Genomic DNA, 13,526 nt, shown 5'->3' with positions numbered 1-13,526 from the left:
CCGCTAGGAAAAGTGCGTGACCAACATCTCTCGAACCGCGCTGACCAGCGGCGCTTCACCAGGGCGCGGCGGTAACAGGCTGAACTCGACATCGGGCAGCGCCGGAAGCGTTTGAATCGACCGGCAGGCTTCGGCCCCGGCAGGCACGGCCGAGCTGTTCAGGCACGCCACCCCCAGCCCCGCCAGCAGCGCCGATTGCAAGCCGCCGACACCCGACGCTGAATGCGCAATCACATACGGCACGCCACGCGCCTCCAGCAGGTCGATGGTGAACCGCTGCAAACTGCAATCCTGAGGAAGCACCACCAACGGCAGCGGCGCCAAGTGCTCGTGCTGCGCTTCGAACCCACTGAGTGCCACCCACCGCAGGGCCTCCCGTCGCACAGGAATGCCTTCGGGAAGGCTGCGCCCGTCGAGGATCCGCATCGACAGGCCAATATCAAATTCGCCGCTGTTGGCGCCCTTTTCGATTTGCAGGCTTTTGCGCACCGAGACATGCAAACGAAGCTGCGGATAGCGGGTGCGCAACCCCTTCAACATGCCGGCGATGGCGCTCGGCAAAAAATAGTCGGTGATGGCCAGGCGCAGTTCCCCGCTCAAGGTCACCCCGCGCATGTCCTCAAGCACACAATCACTCTGTGCGAGCAACCCACGCGCATGTGCCAGCAACCGCTCGCCGGCAGGTGTCGGGCTCACGCCTTTTTTGCCGCGCTCCAGCAGCGTCACACCGGTAAAGGTTTCCAGCTTTCGAAGCTGCTCACTGAGGGCCGACTGTGAACGATTCAGCCTGGGCGCGGCCGCCGAAAGACTGCCGGACTCCAGGATGGTAACGAAGGAGCGCAGTTGCTCAAGGTCAAAGGGGCGCATATCTATCCTGCGTTTTTTCCGATAGATATCATTATATCTTCCCGTTTTTCAGATCAGCATAATTTTCTTACGCTGGCACCTCACCCTACCCTTACGAGGAATTCCCCATGCCAGGCATCACCCTGAAAATCTCCGGAGAACGCAATCCCGAGCTGGTTCGCCAACTCGTCCCGCAGCTCACCGCGCTGACCTGTGAAGTGCTGGAGAAGCGTCCGGAGCAGACATTGCTGATTCTCGATTTTGTGCCCCATGAACAGTGGTTCATTCATGACCGTTCGCTGGTCGAACATGGGCGCAACGCCTTCCGCCTGGAAGTGACCGTCACCGACGAGACCAACACCAAAGCGCAAAAAGCGCGCTTCCATCGCGAGGCCTACACACTGCTGGCCGAATTGATCGGCAACCTGCACCCGCACTCCAATGTGCACATCATCGACTGCCGGGCCAGTGCCTATGGGTATGCAGGGGTGACTCAGGAGTACCGGTATCAACATGCTTAAGCGCCCTTAGCGCAACCGCCCGCCGGCGACGGACAGCCCCGCGCCGGCGTGGTGTCAGCGGTCTTGAGTCGCCTGCCGCATCAAGTCTGTGAACAGTTGCAGAACCCGCTCATCCTCCACGCCCAATAAGCGGTCACCCACATAGCACTCGGTCTTGCACCACCCCGGCACCTCGGTGGGTTCCAGGTGGGTGAACAGCCAATGCCCGTGCTCTCGGGCAATACCGTCGCGGGCGTTGAGCAGTGCCGCCCGGTCTGCGTCGAAATACACGTGGAGCATGTTCACCTGCGGCTTACGCGGCAGAAGACGAATACCGGGAATTGCCTGCAGGCAGCTCGCCAGCCTCAGGGTTCGCTGATAGCAGGCCTCGAGCATCCCCAGGCGGTGGTCGAAGCGCATGGCCGCCGAGACCACCATGGGGCTCTGCTTGATCAACGTGCCCCCCAGCCGTTGGCGCCACAGGCGTGCCTGTTGGATAAAGTCGGTATCGCCAACCAGCAGCGAGCCGGCGATTCCGCCGAGGCCTTTGTAGGCCGAGACATAGACGGAGGAGAAACCCTCGGCAATTTCCGCGTAGGAGCGCTGGTAGTAGGCCCGGGTTTCCCACAGGCGGGCACCGTCCATGTGCAGCGGTGTACCCGAGGCGGCAGCGGTGGCTTTCAGGGCTTCCAACTCATCCCATTCAGGCAACTGCCCGCCGATCTCGCGGGCGGGCAACTCCACCACCAGGCAGCTCAGTGGCTCGGCAATCGCTGCCAGGTCGTCGGCCAGGATCGGTCGCAAGCGGTGCCCCACCATCACCCCGTGCAAGTGCAGCAAGGCCTGGAATGCCTGCTCTTCGTGGAGCTGCAAATGAGAGGACGCATGGATCCCGAAGCGCGGCAGCCTGCCTCGCTCACTCCAGATGTTGACCGCAATCAATTGCGCCATCACCCCGCTGGGCATGAACACCGCAGCAGGCTTGCCCAGCAATTCGGCCACCTTGGCTTCAAAGCTTTCAATCAACGCACCGCCCCCATAATGATCATGGGACACGTTGTTGGCCTGGGCCCACTCCGCCATTTCCTGGAACCACTGGGCCGGTTTGGGTTCTGCGAAGCCGCTGAGTTCGACCGTGCAGGCCGCCTTGAGTTGGCGGCGTTCTTCTTCAGTGTTTGGTATCACGGTAGAGCGCCTGTGCAGGAGAAAGTAGGGGCAGGAATGTCCGAACCCGTGAACGTATCAGTCCTTGACGAGCCTGGCCATGCGCAGCCTTGAAAGATCATCATGCCCACTGACCACCACAACCCTCCCGCCATCATTCCATGCACTTTTTCGGCGTCAGACGACTGTCTTGCGCAGTGTCCACGTCGGTGCCCAGGCCTGACTCCCTGCGTGCGCTGAACTCGATCGGGTACGGCCCGGTGGGTGCCAGCACCGACTTGATTCGTGCGATAAACACCGCGTCATCCCGGGTGTAGAAGATCCACTGCCGCTGCTTTCCACCCGTCACCGTACAGGCCCACTTCGCCAGGCCATTTTCCTTCGCCGCCGCCAGCAGCAGGCTCTCCATGTCTTCCATGGGAACACGGTCCCTGGGCTCCGGGCCGAACCGCTTGGAAAGGTATTTCCAGGTGACTTTGATCTTGAATGGCTGCTCGCGCCTTTCAGTCGCGGTGAGTGAATCAGCTCCCCTGTAAGTCATGGGAGTGGGCGTATCCGGATAGTCGGAGAGTTGGAACGTAGGGGTGCCGGCTGGCTGAATTTCTAAGTAACGAAGGCTGCCCGGATCGTTAAGCGACTTGAGCAACGCCCTGAGCAGCGCCGCGCGGTCGGCCAGACAGTTATCGTAGCCCTGGCTGTTAACCGGCCCCTGTGCCAGACACGGCTCGAGCTCGAGCGGTGTGGGCGTGTGCGTGTGCGAACTGGAGCAGCCCGCCATGAGTGCGCTGGCCAGTGCGAAGAGTCGCAGGCGGTGATGTGTGGATGCAGCTTGCAAGAGACGCCTTTCCTTGTGCTAGTGATGATCATCAGTAGCATTATTATGCCATCACCTCGCTGCGCCGCCGCAAAAGATCATGCCCACTCACCACCACAATCCCCACCAGCACCAACACCGAGCCCACAATGAACGATGACTGCAAGGTCTCGTCCAGCAACCACACACCGAACACCACGCCAAACAAAGGCGTCATGAACGACAGCACACCCAATCGCGATCCCAGGTAACGGCCGAGCATCCAGAACCACACCAGCAGGCTCAGGAACGAGAACACCACGGTCTGGAACGCCAGGCTGGCCACCGTAATGGCCGAGAAATGCACCCGGGTTTGCCCGGTGGCCCACGCCAATGCAGCCAGGATTACAAACGCCCCGGCCAGTTGATAAAACAACGTCAGTGGCGCCGGCGCTTCGGCCAGTCGCGAGCAACGAATGGTGACCGTGGTGGCGCCCCACGCCGCCGCGCCCAACAAGCCCAGCGCATCACCCAGGCGCTGATCGGCCATCGAGGCATGGCTTTCACCCGGCGCAAAAAACGCGACGATCACGCCGACAAACGCCAGCAATATGCCGCCCCACTGCACCGCCGTCAGCCGTTCACTGGGGAACCGAACGTGCAACCCGATGGCCGCAAAGATCGGCGCCGTGTACAGGAAAATCACCATGTGCGCGGCGGACGTATAACGCAGCCCCTCGCCGACGGCCACGTATTCCAGGGCAAACAGCGCGCCCACCAACAGCCCGCCACGCCAGGTGTCGAGGTTCAAGGTCATCTTGTTCCGGCGCAGGATCAGGATCAGGCCCACCAGCACAGCGGCAATGCCGGAGCGCAGGGCGATCTGGAAGATCGGCGCAATATCCGGCGCGGCGACCTTGATCGCCACCTGCTGAAGGCCCCAGATGGCGCACATCACCGTCATGGTGACCGCAGCGGGCCCATCAATCGGCTGACGCTTCTCCACGACACTCTCCCACTCACGTTTGTATGGGCGGAGTCTGCGATCTGCGGAACGGCTGGATATAGCGCCAAAACGACAAGCGATAGCGCACAATAGCCATTCGACTGGCCGCAGCGGTGTGATCCTCATGAACAAGCCATTTGCCCACCGGGTCGTTGCGCCGTTCACCGATGAACTGCCGGCGCCCCTGTACTTTCGTGCCGCGCAGATGCAGGCCTTGACGACTTACCCGTGGCATCGCCATCCCTGGGGTGAGTTTGTGTATTCGTTCAGTGGTGTGATGGAGATCAAGCTCGCCGACGAGCACTTCATCGTGCCGCCGCAGTTTGGCCTGTGGCTGCCGCCCGAGGCCGAGCACCTGGCGCTCAATCGCCAGGAGGCTTATCACTCTTCGCTGTATATCGCGCAGCCGTTGTGTGAACACTTACCGGACACGGCCTGCGCGTTGACGATCACCCCGTTGATCCGCGCCTTGCTCGACGACCTGCGGGCCTCACCGCCCGCGCCGGTGCAAACCGAGGAAGACAGCCGCCTGCTCTACGTGCTGCTGGACAAGCTGAAGCAAACCTCCCGCGTCGGCTCCTACCTGCCCGGCTCCAATGACCCGGTGCTGTCGCCCATCCTTGAAGCCCTGGAACAGAACCCCGCAGACGCCCGCTCCCTGGCCGACTGGGCGCGCCTGGTCAACGCCACCGAGCGCACGCTGTTGCGGCGCTGCCAGCGTGACTTGGGGATGTCGCTGAACCACTGGAAACAACGGCTCAAGGTGATGCACTCGCTGAGCCTGTTGCGAAGTGGCGTTACCGTCGAGACCCTCGCACTTGACCTGGGCTACAGCAGTTCCTCGGCCTTTATCAGCATGTTCCGCAAGCTCACGGGCGAGACACCCGATGAGTACCGCAAGGCAAAATTAGGGTCAGTCAAGGATGGTTGATGCAGGGTTTTCTGACAAAAATTTCATACAGCTAAACTGTACAGTTTTTCTGCACGCATGCTAGTGTCCCGGCATGAACAGATCCTCCAACACCCCAGAAACCCAATCCGCCGCCGCCCTGGCCGCCGAACTGCGTATCTCCCTGGGCAAGCTGATCCGCCGGCTGCGGGAACAAACCCATCCGAATGATTTCACCTCCGCCCAGAAGTCGGTGCTGTTGCGCCTGGACCGTGACGGGCCCAGCACCGTCTCGGCCCTGGCCCGGGCCGAGAGCGTGCGCCCGCAGTCCATGCGCATCACCGTGGCCGGGCTTGAAACGATGAAAGCGATCAGGGGCAAACCCGACCCCAGCGATGGGCGACAAACCCTGATCGAGCTGACACCCGGCTTTCGCAAACACCTCATCGCCAGCCGGGCCGCCAAGGACGATTGGCTGTTGCGGGCGCTGCAGGAACAACTGTCTGCCGACGAACAAGCCGAACTCGCGGCGGCCGTAAAGCTGCTGGAGCGCCTCGCCGATTTTTGAGCCACCCCTTCCTGTTTGAGGACATTCCATGGCCGTCACCTCGCTGGATCCCAACACCGCGCTGATCATCGTGGACTTGCAAAAAGGCATCGCCGAGTACCCGTTCATCCACCCCATCGGCGGTGTGGTCGAACGCTCCCGTGCACTGCTCGATGCGTTCCGTGAACGCGGCTTGCCGGTGGTGCTGGTCAACGTCACAGGCTTTGCACCCGGGCGCACCGAGCGGCCACGGCGCAGCGATGTATTTCCACCGGGATGGGCCGACCTGCTGCCTGAACTCGGTCAGCAACCCGGCGACCTTGTGGTGACCAAACGCACCTGGGGCGCCTTCGCCAGCACCGATCTTGAGGTGCAGTTGAAGGCGCTCGGCGTGACCCAGGTGGTGATCACCGGGGTGGCCACCGGCACCGGCGTCGAGTCCACCGCCCGCCAGGCCTATGAGGCTGGCTTCAACGTGACCCTGGCCATCGACGCCATGACCGATGCGAACGCCGAAGCCCACCACTACAGCCTGACCCAGATCTTTCCGAAGCTGGGCGAAACCGGTACGGCGCAACACATCATCGGCTTGCTTGAAACAAGGGGTGCGTGACGATGCAGTGGCATGAGCTGGTGTCTTACTTCTTCGGCGGTGTGTTGCTCGCCAACGCGGTGCCGCATTGCGTCAGTGGCTTGATGGGCCAGTCATTCCAGACGCCATTTGCCAAGCCGCGCGGCCAAGGGCGGTCTTCCTCGACGCTGAATGTGCTCTGGGGGTTTCTCAACCTTGGTGATCGGCTATGTGCTGGTCTGCCGGGTCGGGGATTTCGCGCTCGACAACACCGCTGATGTGCTCGCCCTCGGGCTCGGGGCCTTGGTGCTGAGTGTGTTCCTGGCGCAGCATTTCGGGCGCTTCAACGGTGGTAATCCCTCAAGGCCGGTGTGAGTTCGATGGGCATTTTCCGCTCGCTGCGCAGCGTCAATTACCGTATCTGGGCCGCCGGTGCCCTGGTGTCGAATATCGGCACCTGGATGCAACGCACGGCCCAGGACTGGCTGGTGCTGACCCAGCTCACGCCGCATAACGCCTCGGCCGTCGGCATCGTCATGGCGTTGCAGTTCGGGCCGCAATTGCTGTTGCTGCCCTGGACCGGCTTCGCCGCCGACCACTACGACAAGCGCAAGCTGCTGATCGTCACCCAGGGCGTGATGGGCGTGCTGGCGCTGATGCTGGGGGTGTTTACCCTGACCGGCATCGTGCAGCTGTGGCACGTGTATGCGTTCGCGTTTTTGTCGGGCTGTGCCTCGGCATTCGACGCCCCCGTGCGGCAGATTTTCGTGGCAGACCTGGTGGGCGAAGCGGACCTGTCCAACGCCATCGCGCTCAATTCCACCTCGTTCAACATGGCCCGCATGATTGGCCCGGCCGTGGCCGGGGTGACCATCGCGTCGGTGGGCACCGGCTGGGCGTTCCTGCTCAATGGCGCGAGCTTTTTCGCGGTGCTGGCCTCGCTGTTTCTGCTGCGGGTTTCCGGCCTGCACACCCGCCTGCGGGCACTGCGCACCAAGGGCAGCCTGACCGAAGGCTTGCGCTATGTGTGGGCCCGACCGGACCTGATGGCGATCCTGATCATGCTGTTTTTGATCGGCACCTTCGGCATGAACTTCCCCATTTTCATCTCGACCATGGCCGTCACCGTGTTCCACGCCGATGCCCGTGGCTATGGGCTGCTGACGTCGACCCTGGCCATCGGCACCATCGCCGGGGCGCTGCTCGCCGCCGGGCGCGAGCGGCCACACTTCAAGTCGCTGCTGTACGGCGCGCTGGTGTTCGGGGTGGGTTGCACGTTGGCGGCGATTGCCCCGAACTATTGGCTGTTCGCCGGGGCCCTGGTGATCATCGGCGTGGGCGCCCTGACCTTCAGCAACACCACCAACAGCCTGATGCAACTCACCACCGAACCCGCCATGCGCGGCCGAGTGATCGCCCTGCGGGTAGGCGTGGCCCTTGGCGGCACACCGATTGGTGCACCGATTGTGGGGTGGGTGGCCGACCATCTTGGCCCGCGTTGGGCGCTGGCCGTCGGCGCGGCCTCGGGCATCCTGGCCGCCGGGGTGGCGGTCTATACCATGACGCGCAAGCTGGATCGGCCAAAGAAAATCTGACAGGCAAACCCAATCCAGTGTGGCAGACAAACCCAATCCAATGTGGGAGCTGTCGAGCCCCAGCGAGGCTGCGAAGAGGCCCTGTCAGTCGATAAAGATGTCGCCTGCCAGTCCGCCTTCGCAGCCTCGCTGAAGCTCGACAGCTCCCACCGTTGATCTCTCGGGTATCATCCCAGCCATCACCCATCCAGGAATCACCATGCCTTCAAACACACGCGACGGCGCCCGGATTGAACGTCGCCTGGTCGCGGCCCTGACCGAGGCCTGTGAAATCGCCAAGGCCGAAATCACTGGCTTCGACTGGCTGACCCACGAAGTCGACTACCTGGCCTTTGCCCAAAGCCTGGTCGTCATCTGGGTGTTCGATACACGGGCGAACCGGGAGCTGGCTCTTTCAAGCGGGCTGGACCGGCGCATGCGCGAGCTGACGGCCACGGCGCTGGAGGATGCCGGGGTGGATCGCCCTTCTTCGGACCGCTACGTGCGCTTCGACTCCGAGGAAGAATGCCACCTGCAGCATGGCGGCGATTGGCGCCTGCGCCTGCTCAAGCTGTATGCCGTAAAGGGGTAAAGCCTTGGCTAAAGATATCGAGAATCCGTGCGTCTCAACCTGCCAGCTCAGTGGTGAGCTGTGCGTGAGTTGTGGACGCACCAAGGACGATATTCGCAAATGGAAAAGGATGAAGCGGCCAGAGAAGATGGCCGCTGTGCAGCGAGCAACGCTGCGGTTGAAGACGTTGAAAAAGGGCAAGTGACGCATCCGGTTTCAGGCCGTCAAGTACGCCCGACAGACCCCGTCACCGGCAGATTCCCCAGCAACTTGAGCCCGGTGGTCTTCACAAACGTCGCGTAGTCCATCGGCTTTTCGATACGGGTTTCAGCGTTGGGCAGCACGTAGGCCCAGGCACGCTGGGACGATACGTCGTATACCAGCTTGAACAGGCGGGTCGGCACCCACACCTTGTTGTCGCCGATGGTGCTGTAGCCCGGGTCAAACAGCGGGCCGGTGAACACAAACACATTGCCGTCGGCGCGCTTGGCGAACTTGCGCACGTCCGCCTCGACCTTGCTCCAGATCTTGCGGTTGTTGGTGGGGTCTTGCGGCACCATGTTCGACAGCGCGAAGGATTGGGCCATGGCGTTGGTGCTCGGCGCATCGGCGGCCGGCGATTGATGGCCACGGTCCACGGCCGGGTGTTGGCCACGGTAGTCACTCAACTCGGCGCGCGCGCCCTTGGGAATGCGCGGGTCAGGGTAAAACTGGTTGGTGCGCTCCTCGCCTTTGGCGTCCTGCAACTGGCCGGCATTCAGGCGCTCGACCACCACCAGCGGGGTCTTGCTGGTTTGCGAGTAGAGCACCGCAAAATTATCGGAACACAGCGCCAGGGGTTTCATGGTGGCCGGCACGGTGGCGGTGTTGATCGGTTGCGCGGCCGGGAACAGGTCGGCGCAACTGTCGAACGACGGCTTTTTCTGTTGGTTTGAATAGAGGTCCAGGGCCGCGCCCTGACTGATGGAGCCCGAGCGGGAGGTGTGTTGCTGATGCGGCGTGATGAGGTCCAGCAGGCCACGGGCTTGCGCCCCGGTGGAGAGCAAAACAAGGGCCGACAGCCCAACTGCAATTTTGCGAAGGTGCATGGTTAAATCTTCAAATGGGGGGGAGGAAAAAACGTACCGCGAGGCTCTATTCCGAGCCACACGACCGCTCACAGTCGTGCGGGGGTTATTGACCATCACTCCTTACATTAGTGCCGGGGCACCGGGGTTAACCTTCGCAGTCGTTGCAACCGCGCCGTCACTTCACCGGTATATACGAATACCCGCGCACCATGGTTTTCCCTTCGTTCGTCTCCCGCTTGCGAATCTTCTCGAACATGTTCTCCTGGGTGTACTCAACGAAGTATTCCTTGCCCGGCTCAACCGAGAGCGTCAGGAATACGTTCCGGGGATGCGGCTGCTGTCCAGCCGAAATCTTGTGCACGCCAGGGCTGACCAGCACCCAGGAATAGGTCTCGCTGCTCAGCCCCACGATTGCGCTGTCATCGATACTGAACACGCTGTCATAGAAGCTGCCCTGGATAACCTGGGTTCGCATCAGGTAAACCAGCGCCTTGCCTGGAGGTGGCGGCGGCGGTTCGAAATAAGGTTCGCTGGTGCTGGTATGACCACACCCTGGCAGTAGCAACATGAGCAACAGGACCGGGATACTTTTTATGAATGTGCTCACTTGGCCTGCCCCAATAGCTGGTTGATCACCGGTGCCATTTTTTCCTCGACCGTGTTGTATTTCGACAAATCGAAGCCCCCGCCGCCCGCCAGGGTGTACTGCGCAAAACCAATGGACTGGTCGCCTTTGTAGAGCCGGACGCTGGCATCGGACAGGTAGGCAGAAAAGTCCCAGGAACGAATGGCGGTGTAGGTCAGACGGTATTCACAATTGCCCGGAACCGGCGCGGCATACAGCCGGCTTTCAATGTGGTGCTTGCGCAGCAGCGTTTGCAGGCCATCGACAAAGTCCCCCACCACGACTTTGGGGTTCTCTTCGATGCACAACCGGGAGATGTTGTATTGAGGCGAGACAGGCTCAACCTTGACGTTGGTACACCCGGCCAAGGCCAGTAGCAGGCCTGCCGTGAGGGCTCTGGACAGCATATTCAATCCTTGAATCGAGAGTGATGTCAAAATAATGGCCGCATGCTACTTTGGCGCCCTTTCGCGGTCAATTGGCGGCGACTGAAACGTTTGAAGATAAGCCCGCAGCAGCCGAGTCACCTGCTGTTCCAGGCCGGCTTCATAGGCCGGCGTTGCATTGCCTTCAAGCAGCGTCCGCACCGGGCCCACCACGGCACTGATCGAGATGGCCGCGGTTAAAAACGGGTCGTCAAAACGGGCATCCGATGCCGTCCCCAACATCGCCGCCACGGCGCCCACCATCCGCTTGTTGATTCGCGCCACAAGCTCCGCACCGCCCCGCTCAGCCGCAATGGCATAGAGGGCTTTGGACGCCGTCGGGTCCATGAGTTTCACCGCCAGAAAAGCCGTGACAAACCCCGACGCCATTTCCGCCACCGTGGCGCCCTGATGTTGATCGCAGGCCTGCTCAACGGTCTCGGCCACGTGCACCAGATGCTTTTCCAGGACTGCCGCCAGGAGTGCATCGCGGTTCGGATAGTACTGATAGAGACTGCCCACCGACATGCCCGCGCGCTCGGCCACGCGGGTCGTGGTGCAGCGGACCAGTCCCTGAGCCGTCAGAACCTGAAGGGTCGCCGTGTGCAGCGCCTCGACCGTCGCCGCCGAGCGCGCCTGGACCGCTGATTTTCTTGGCTTTAGGGAGGCTTTGGGAGTGCTCATGGAATGCGAATTCTAAACCTGAAGGATCCTTCATATTATAGGCTTCCTCCCGTCAAGCAAGAGCTACAGCCATGACCCGCTCAGGAAACCGCAGCACCTTCACTCTCGGTGATCGCACCGTCAACCGCGTCGGTTACGGCGCCATGCAATTGGCTGGCCCCGGGGTATTTGGCCCGCCAAAAGACCGTGATGCAGCGCACGCCGTATTGCGCGAGGCCGTCGCCTGCGGCGTGAACCATATCGACACCAGCGACTTCTACGGACCGCACATCACCAATCAGATTATCCGCGAGGCGTTGCACCCGTATAAAGACGACCTCACGATCGTCACCAAGGTGGGCGCCCGTCGTGGCGCCGATGGCGGCTGGTTCAACGCGTCGTCGAAGGCCGAGCTGACGCAGGCTGTGCATGACAACCTGCGCAACCTGGGCCTGGACGTGCTGGACGTGGTCAATGTGCGGGCCATGCACGGCGTGATGGGCACTGCCGAAGGCTCGATCGAAGAACCCCTGAGCGCCATCGCCGAGCTGCAACAACAGGGGCTGATACGCCATATCGGCATCAGCAACGTCACGCCCACCCAGGTGGCCGAAGCGCGAAAACTCGTGCGTTTCGTGTGTGTCCAGAACCTCTACAACATCGCCCATCAACACGATAACGCGCTGATCGACGAGTTGGCCCTGGAAGGCATTGCCTATGTGCCGTACTTCCCGCTGGGCGGATTCTCGCCGGTGCAGTCAGCGGTGTTGTCGAACGTTGCGCAGCGGCTTGGCGTCACACCGATGCAATTGGCGCTGGCGTGGTTGCTGCGTCGCTCGCCCAACGTCCTGCTGATTCCCGGAACATCCTCGGTCACCCATTTGCGTGAAAACCTCGCGGTGGGCGAACTGGAGCTTTCGGATGATGTGCTGGCCGAGCTGAACACCCTCGCGGGTTGACCCTCACGCCAGCAGTTCGGTAATCCACCGGGCTTGTTGCGCGACCTCTTGCACCTTGTCCTCGGGTACCGCCTGCCGCGCCTGGGCAAAGTCGTTCAGGGTCTGGTGTTTGTGGCGCAGGATGCGCTGCCACTTGAGCAGGAACTCCGGGCTGCGGGCCTGCATTTGCAGCGGGCCGAAGTACAGTTGTTCGGCGGTGTAGCTCACAGGCTCGGCGCGCTCGGCCACGATGATCTCGTAGAAGAAGCGGTTCTCCCGCAGCAGTTCCTCGCACAGGATGCGGTAGCCGTTGTCCATCAACCATTGCCGCAAGGGTTGCTCGCCGCCGTTGGGTTGCAGGACCAGGCGCTCCTGGCCGTTGAGGCGCGCCTTGTCGCTGTCGAGGATGTCGCGGATGGTCTCGCCGCCCATGCCGCAGATACTGATCGCGGTGATCCCGTCGCCCGGCTCGATCGCCGCCAGGCCACTGGCCAGGCGCACGGTGATGTAGGACTCCAGTTCGTTCTCGCGCACCGTACGCTCGGCCGCACGAAACGGCGTCAACGCCACCTCGCCCGCCACCGCTGCTGCGATGGCGCCGCGACGCATCAACGCCACCGGCAGGTAGCCGTGGTCGGAGCCGATATCCGCCAGGCGCGCACCGGCGGGTACATGGGCTGCCACGCGCTCCAGGCGCATGGACAATGTGTGTTCGTTCAACTGCCGTTCCTTTTTGCCACGAATGGGCTCGTCTGCTCAGGATAACTGATGGGGTATGCTTGCTCACCGCACAAATTGCCAGGAAGAGGTGATCGATGACGTCATTTAAGGTTCGCGAGCTGAGCAGTACGGACACTGAAGCCTTGCTGGCCTTCGAATCCCGCAACCGTGAGTGGTTCGAGTCGCATATTGATGCACGCGAGCCTTCGTTCTATTCCGTGCAGGGTGTGGCCGAGCACATCCAGGCCTACCTGGCCGACTTCGCCCTGGGCGCCTGGCACCCGTTTGTGATCGAGGACGCCAGCGGCGAAATCGTCGGCCGCGCCAATCTGAAAAGCATCGACTCACCGAAGGGTTCTGCCGAAGTCGGTTATCGCGTGGGTGAGCAAGCGTGCGGGCAAGGGCTGGCCACTCAGGCACTCAAGCATCTTATCCAGCAGGCACAGGCACGTTGGGCGCTGACGCAATTGGTGGCGTATGTATTCCCGGAAAACGTGGGTTCACAAAAAGTGCTGCAGCGCTGCGGATTCGTGGCTGAACAGCCTGCACCCGGCGACCAGGCTCCTGCCGAAAAGCGCTTCGTCCTGCCACTCCAGACCTGAAGACGCGAACCTTTACCCGGAA

19 protein-coding genes are annotated in these 13,526 nt (G+C 61.9%); 10 read left to right on the top strand and 9 right to left on the bottom strand.

All coding sequences use genetic code 11. The features are described 5' to 3' along the window. Nucleotides 1-3: 3 nt before the first annotated feature. Entirely contained in the window at nt 4-867 is an 864-nt protein-coding gene (locus JFV30_RS06830; RefSeq protein ID WP_169387598.1) for a LysR family transcriptional regulator, read from the bottom strand. Between the two features lie 107 nt (nt 868-974). On the opposite strand from JFV30_RS06830, the gene JFV30_RS06825 reads away from it, so the two are divergent. Beyond that, on the top strand, nt 975-1,367 hold the full coding sequence (locus tag JFV30_RS06825; protein WP_010175872.1) for a tautomerase family protein: 393 nt from the start codon (nt 975-977) through the stop codon (nt 1,365-1,367). Nucleotides 1,368-1,421: 54 nt separating this feature from the next. On the opposite strand, the gene JFV30_RS06820 is transcribed toward JFV30_RS06825, so the two are convergent. From JFV30_RS06820 to JFV30_RS06810, 3 genes are all read right to left on the bottom strand, one after another. Then, entirely contained in the window at nt 1,422-2,531 is a 1,110-nt protein-coding gene (locus JFV30_RS06820; RefSeq protein WP_201122646.1) for a beta-eliminating lyase-related protein, read from the bottom strand. Nucleotides 2,532-2,664: 133 nt separating this feature from the next. Beyond that, nucleotides 2,665-3,345, bottom strand: coding sequence for a DUF695 domain-containing protein (locus JFV30_RS06815; protein ID WP_201122644.1), 681 nt, complete (start codon nt 3,343-3,345; stop codon nt 2,665-2,667). 43 nt (nt 3,346-3,388) lie between these two features. Beyond that, a complete protein-coding gene (locus JFV30_RS06810; protein ID WP_201122642.1) occupies nt 3,389-4,309 on the bottom strand; it encodes an EamA family transporter in 921 nt (306 codons plus the stop codon). A 124-nt stretch (nt 4,310-4,433) separates the two neighbouring features. Between JFV30_RS06810 and JFV30_RS06805 the strand changes: the two genes are divergently transcribed. From JFV30_RS06805 to JFV30_RS06775, 7 genes are all read left to right on the top strand, one after another. Further along, a complete protein-coding gene (locus JFV30_RS06805) occupies nt 4,434-5,240 on the top strand; it encodes an AraC family transcriptional regulator (RefSeq protein WP_169387594.1) in 807 nt (268 codons plus the stop codon). A 73-nt stretch (nt 5,241-5,313) separates the two neighbouring features. Next, on the top strand, nt 5,314-5,766 hold the full coding sequence (locus tag JFV30_RS06800) for a MarR family winged helix-turn-helix transcriptional regulator (protein WP_201122640.1): 453 nt from the start codon (nt 5,314-5,316) through the stop codon (nt 5,764-5,766). 28 nt (nt 5,767-5,794) lie between these two features. Beyond that, nucleotides 5,795-6,358 carry an isochorismatase family protein gene (locus tag JFV30_RS06795; protein WP_201122638.1) on the top strand — a complete coding sequence of 188 codons (564 nt, stop codon included), beginning with the start codon at nt 5,795-5,797 and terminating at the stop codon, nt 6,356-6,358. A 174-nt stretch (nt 6,359-6,532) separates the two neighbouring features. Then, complete coding sequence (locus JFV30_RS33025) at nt 6,533-6,691, top strand: hypothetical protein (RefSeq protein ID WP_242487032.1); 159 nt, start codon at nt 6,533-6,535, stop codon at nt 6,689-6,691. 5 nt (nt 6,692-6,696) lie between these two features. Next, nucleotides 6,697-7,911: an MFS transporter gene (locus JFV30_RS06785; RefSeq protein ID WP_010175886.1), complete on the top strand. Its 1,215-nt coding sequence runs from the start codon at nt 6,697-6,699 to the stop codon at nt 7,909-7,911. Between the two features lie 199 nt (nt 7,912-8,110). After that, the gene (locus JFV30_RS06780; RefSeq protein ID WP_201122636.1) at nt 8,111-8,482 is read left to right on the top strand and encodes a hypothetical protein; all 372 of its coding nucleotides are present in this window, start codon (nt 8,111-8,113) and stop codon (nt 8,480-8,482) included. Between the two features lie 4 nt (nt 8,483-8,486). Then, on the top strand, nt 8,487-8,666 hold the full coding sequence (locus tag JFV30_RS06775) for a DUF1289 domain-containing protein (RefSeq protein WP_169387589.1): 180 nt from the start codon (nt 8,487-8,489) through the stop codon (nt 8,664-8,666). 19 nt (nt 8,667-8,685) lie between these two features. Here the strand turns inward: JFV30_RS06775 and JFV30_RS06770 are convergent, their stop codons facing one another. The 4 genes from JFV30_RS06770 to JFV30_RS06755 form a co-directional block, all read right to left on the bottom strand. Continuing rightward, the gene (locus JFV30_RS06770; RefSeq protein WP_169387588.1) at nt 8,686-9,549 is read right to left on the bottom strand and encodes a DNA/RNA non-specific endonuclease; all 864 of its coding nucleotides are present in this window, start codon (nt 9,547-9,549) and stop codon (nt 8,686-8,688) included. Between the two features lie 157 nt (nt 9,550-9,706). Then, nucleotides 9,707-10,099 (bottom strand): DUF2846 domain-containing protein, encoded by a 393-nt coding sequence (locus tag JFV30_RS06765; protein WP_207201850.1) that lies wholly within the window; start codon nt 10,097-10,099, stop codon nt 9,707-9,709. A 35-nt stretch (nt 10,100-10,134) separates the two neighbouring features. Then, the gene (locus JFV30_RS06760; RefSeq protein WP_201122635.1) at nt 10,135-10,563 is read right to left on the bottom strand and encodes an Sbal_3080 family lipoprotein; all 429 of its coding nucleotides are present in this window, start codon (nt 10,561-10,563) and stop codon (nt 10,135-10,137) included. A 45-nt stretch (nt 10,564-10,608) separates the two neighbouring features. Then, nucleotides 10,609-11,265: a TetR/AcrR family transcriptional regulator gene (locus JFV30_RS06755; protein WP_242487030.1), complete on the bottom strand. Its 657-nt coding sequence runs from the start codon at nt 11,263-11,265 to the stop codon at nt 10,609-10,611. Nucleotides 11,266-11,336: 71 nt separating this feature from the next. On the opposite strand from JFV30_RS06755, the gene JFV30_RS06750 reads away from it, so the two are divergent. Further along, nucleotides 11,337-12,203, top strand: a complete 867-nt coding sequence (locus JFV30_RS06750; RefSeq protein WP_201122633.1) for an aldo/keto reductase family oxidoreductase — start codon at nt 11,337-11,339, stop codon at nt 12,201-12,203. 3 nt (nt 12,204-12,206) lie between these two features. On the opposite strand, the gene JFV30_RS06745 is transcribed toward JFV30_RS06750, so the two are convergent. Further along, nucleotides 12,207-12,902, bottom strand: a complete 696-nt coding sequence (locus tag JFV30_RS06745; protein ID WP_201122631.1) for a tRNA (adenine(22)-N(1))-methyltransferase — start codon at nt 12,900-12,902, stop codon at nt 12,207-12,209. A 95-nt stretch (nt 12,903-12,997) separates the two neighbouring features. Here JFV30_RS06745 and JFV30_RS06740 point away from each other — a divergent pair, with 95 nt between their 5' ends. Next, nucleotides 12,998-13,504, top strand: coding sequence for a GNAT family N-acetyltransferase (locus tag JFV30_RS06740; RefSeq protein WP_201122629.1), 507 nt, complete (start codon nt 12,998-13,000; stop codon nt 13,502-13,504). Nucleotides 13,505-13,526: the final 22 nt, after the last annotated feature.

Source organism: Pseudomonas sp. TH32 (genome assembly GCF_016650855.1).
GTDB lineage: Bacteria > Pseudomonadota > Gammaproteobacteria > Pseudomonadales > Pseudomonadaceae > Aquipseudomonas.
The sequence above is the reverse complement of the archived record's forward strand: the minus strand, read 5'-3'. Positions and strand labels throughout refer to the sequence as shown.

What these genes read in the sequence shown, in the direction of transcription:
- JFV30_RS06795 (WP_201122638.1), top strand. Translation starts at nt 5,795, where the DNA reads ATGGCCGTCACCTCGCTGGATCCCAACACCGCGCTGATCATCGTGGAC.
- JFV30_RS06750 (WP_201122633.1), top strand. Translation starts at nt 11,337, where the DNA reads ATGACCCGCTCAGGAAACCGCAGCACCTTCACTCTCGGTGATCGCACC.
- JFV30_RS06760 (WP_201122635.1), bottom strand. Translation starts at nt 10,563, where the DNA reads ATGCTGTCCAGAGCCCTCACGGCAGGCCTGCTACTGGCCTTGGCCGGG.
- JFV30_RS06830 (WP_169387598.1), bottom strand. Translation starts at nt 867, where the DNA reads ATGCGCCCCTTTGACCTTGAGCAACTGCGCTCCTTCGTTACCATCCTG.
- JFV30_RS06800 (WP_201122640.1), top strand. Translation starts at nt 5,314, where the DNA reads ATGAACAGATCCTCCAACACCCCAGAAACCCAATCCGCCGCCGCCCTG.
- JFV30_RS06770 (WP_169387588.1), bottom strand. Translation starts at nt 9,549, where the DNA reads ATGCACCTTCGCAAAATTGCAGTTGGGCTGTCGGCCCTTGTTTTGCTC.
- JFV30_RS06755 (WP_242487030.1), bottom strand. Translation starts at nt 11,265, where the DNA reads ATGAGCACTCCCAAAGCCTCCCTAAAGCCAAGAAAATCAGCGGTCCAG.
- JFV30_RS06805 (WP_169387594.1), top strand. Translation starts at nt 4,434, where the DNA reads ATGAACAAGCCATTTGCCCACCGGGTCGTTGCGCCGTTCACCGATGAA.
- JFV30_RS06740 (WP_201122629.1), top strand. Translation starts at nt 12,998, where the DNA reads ATGACGTCATTTAAGGTTCGCGAGCTGAGCAGTACGGACACTGAAGCC.
- JFV30_RS06825 (WP_010175872.1), top strand. Translation starts at nt 975, where the DNA reads ATGCCAGGCATCACCCTGAAAATCTCCGGAGAACGCAATCCCGAGCTG.
- JFV30_RS06765 (WP_207201850.1), bottom strand. Translation starts at nt 10,099, where the DNA reads ATGTTGCTACTGCCAGGGTGTGGTCATACCAGCACCAGCGAACCTTAT.
- JFV30_RS06785 (WP_010175886.1), top strand. Translation starts at nt 6,697, where the DNA reads ATGGGCATTTTCCGCTCGCTGCGCAGCGTCAATTACCGTATCTGGGCC.
- JFV30_RS06780 (WP_201122636.1), top strand. Translation starts at nt 8,111, where the DNA reads ATGCCTTCAAACACACGCGACGGCGCCCGGATTGAACGTCGCCTGGTC.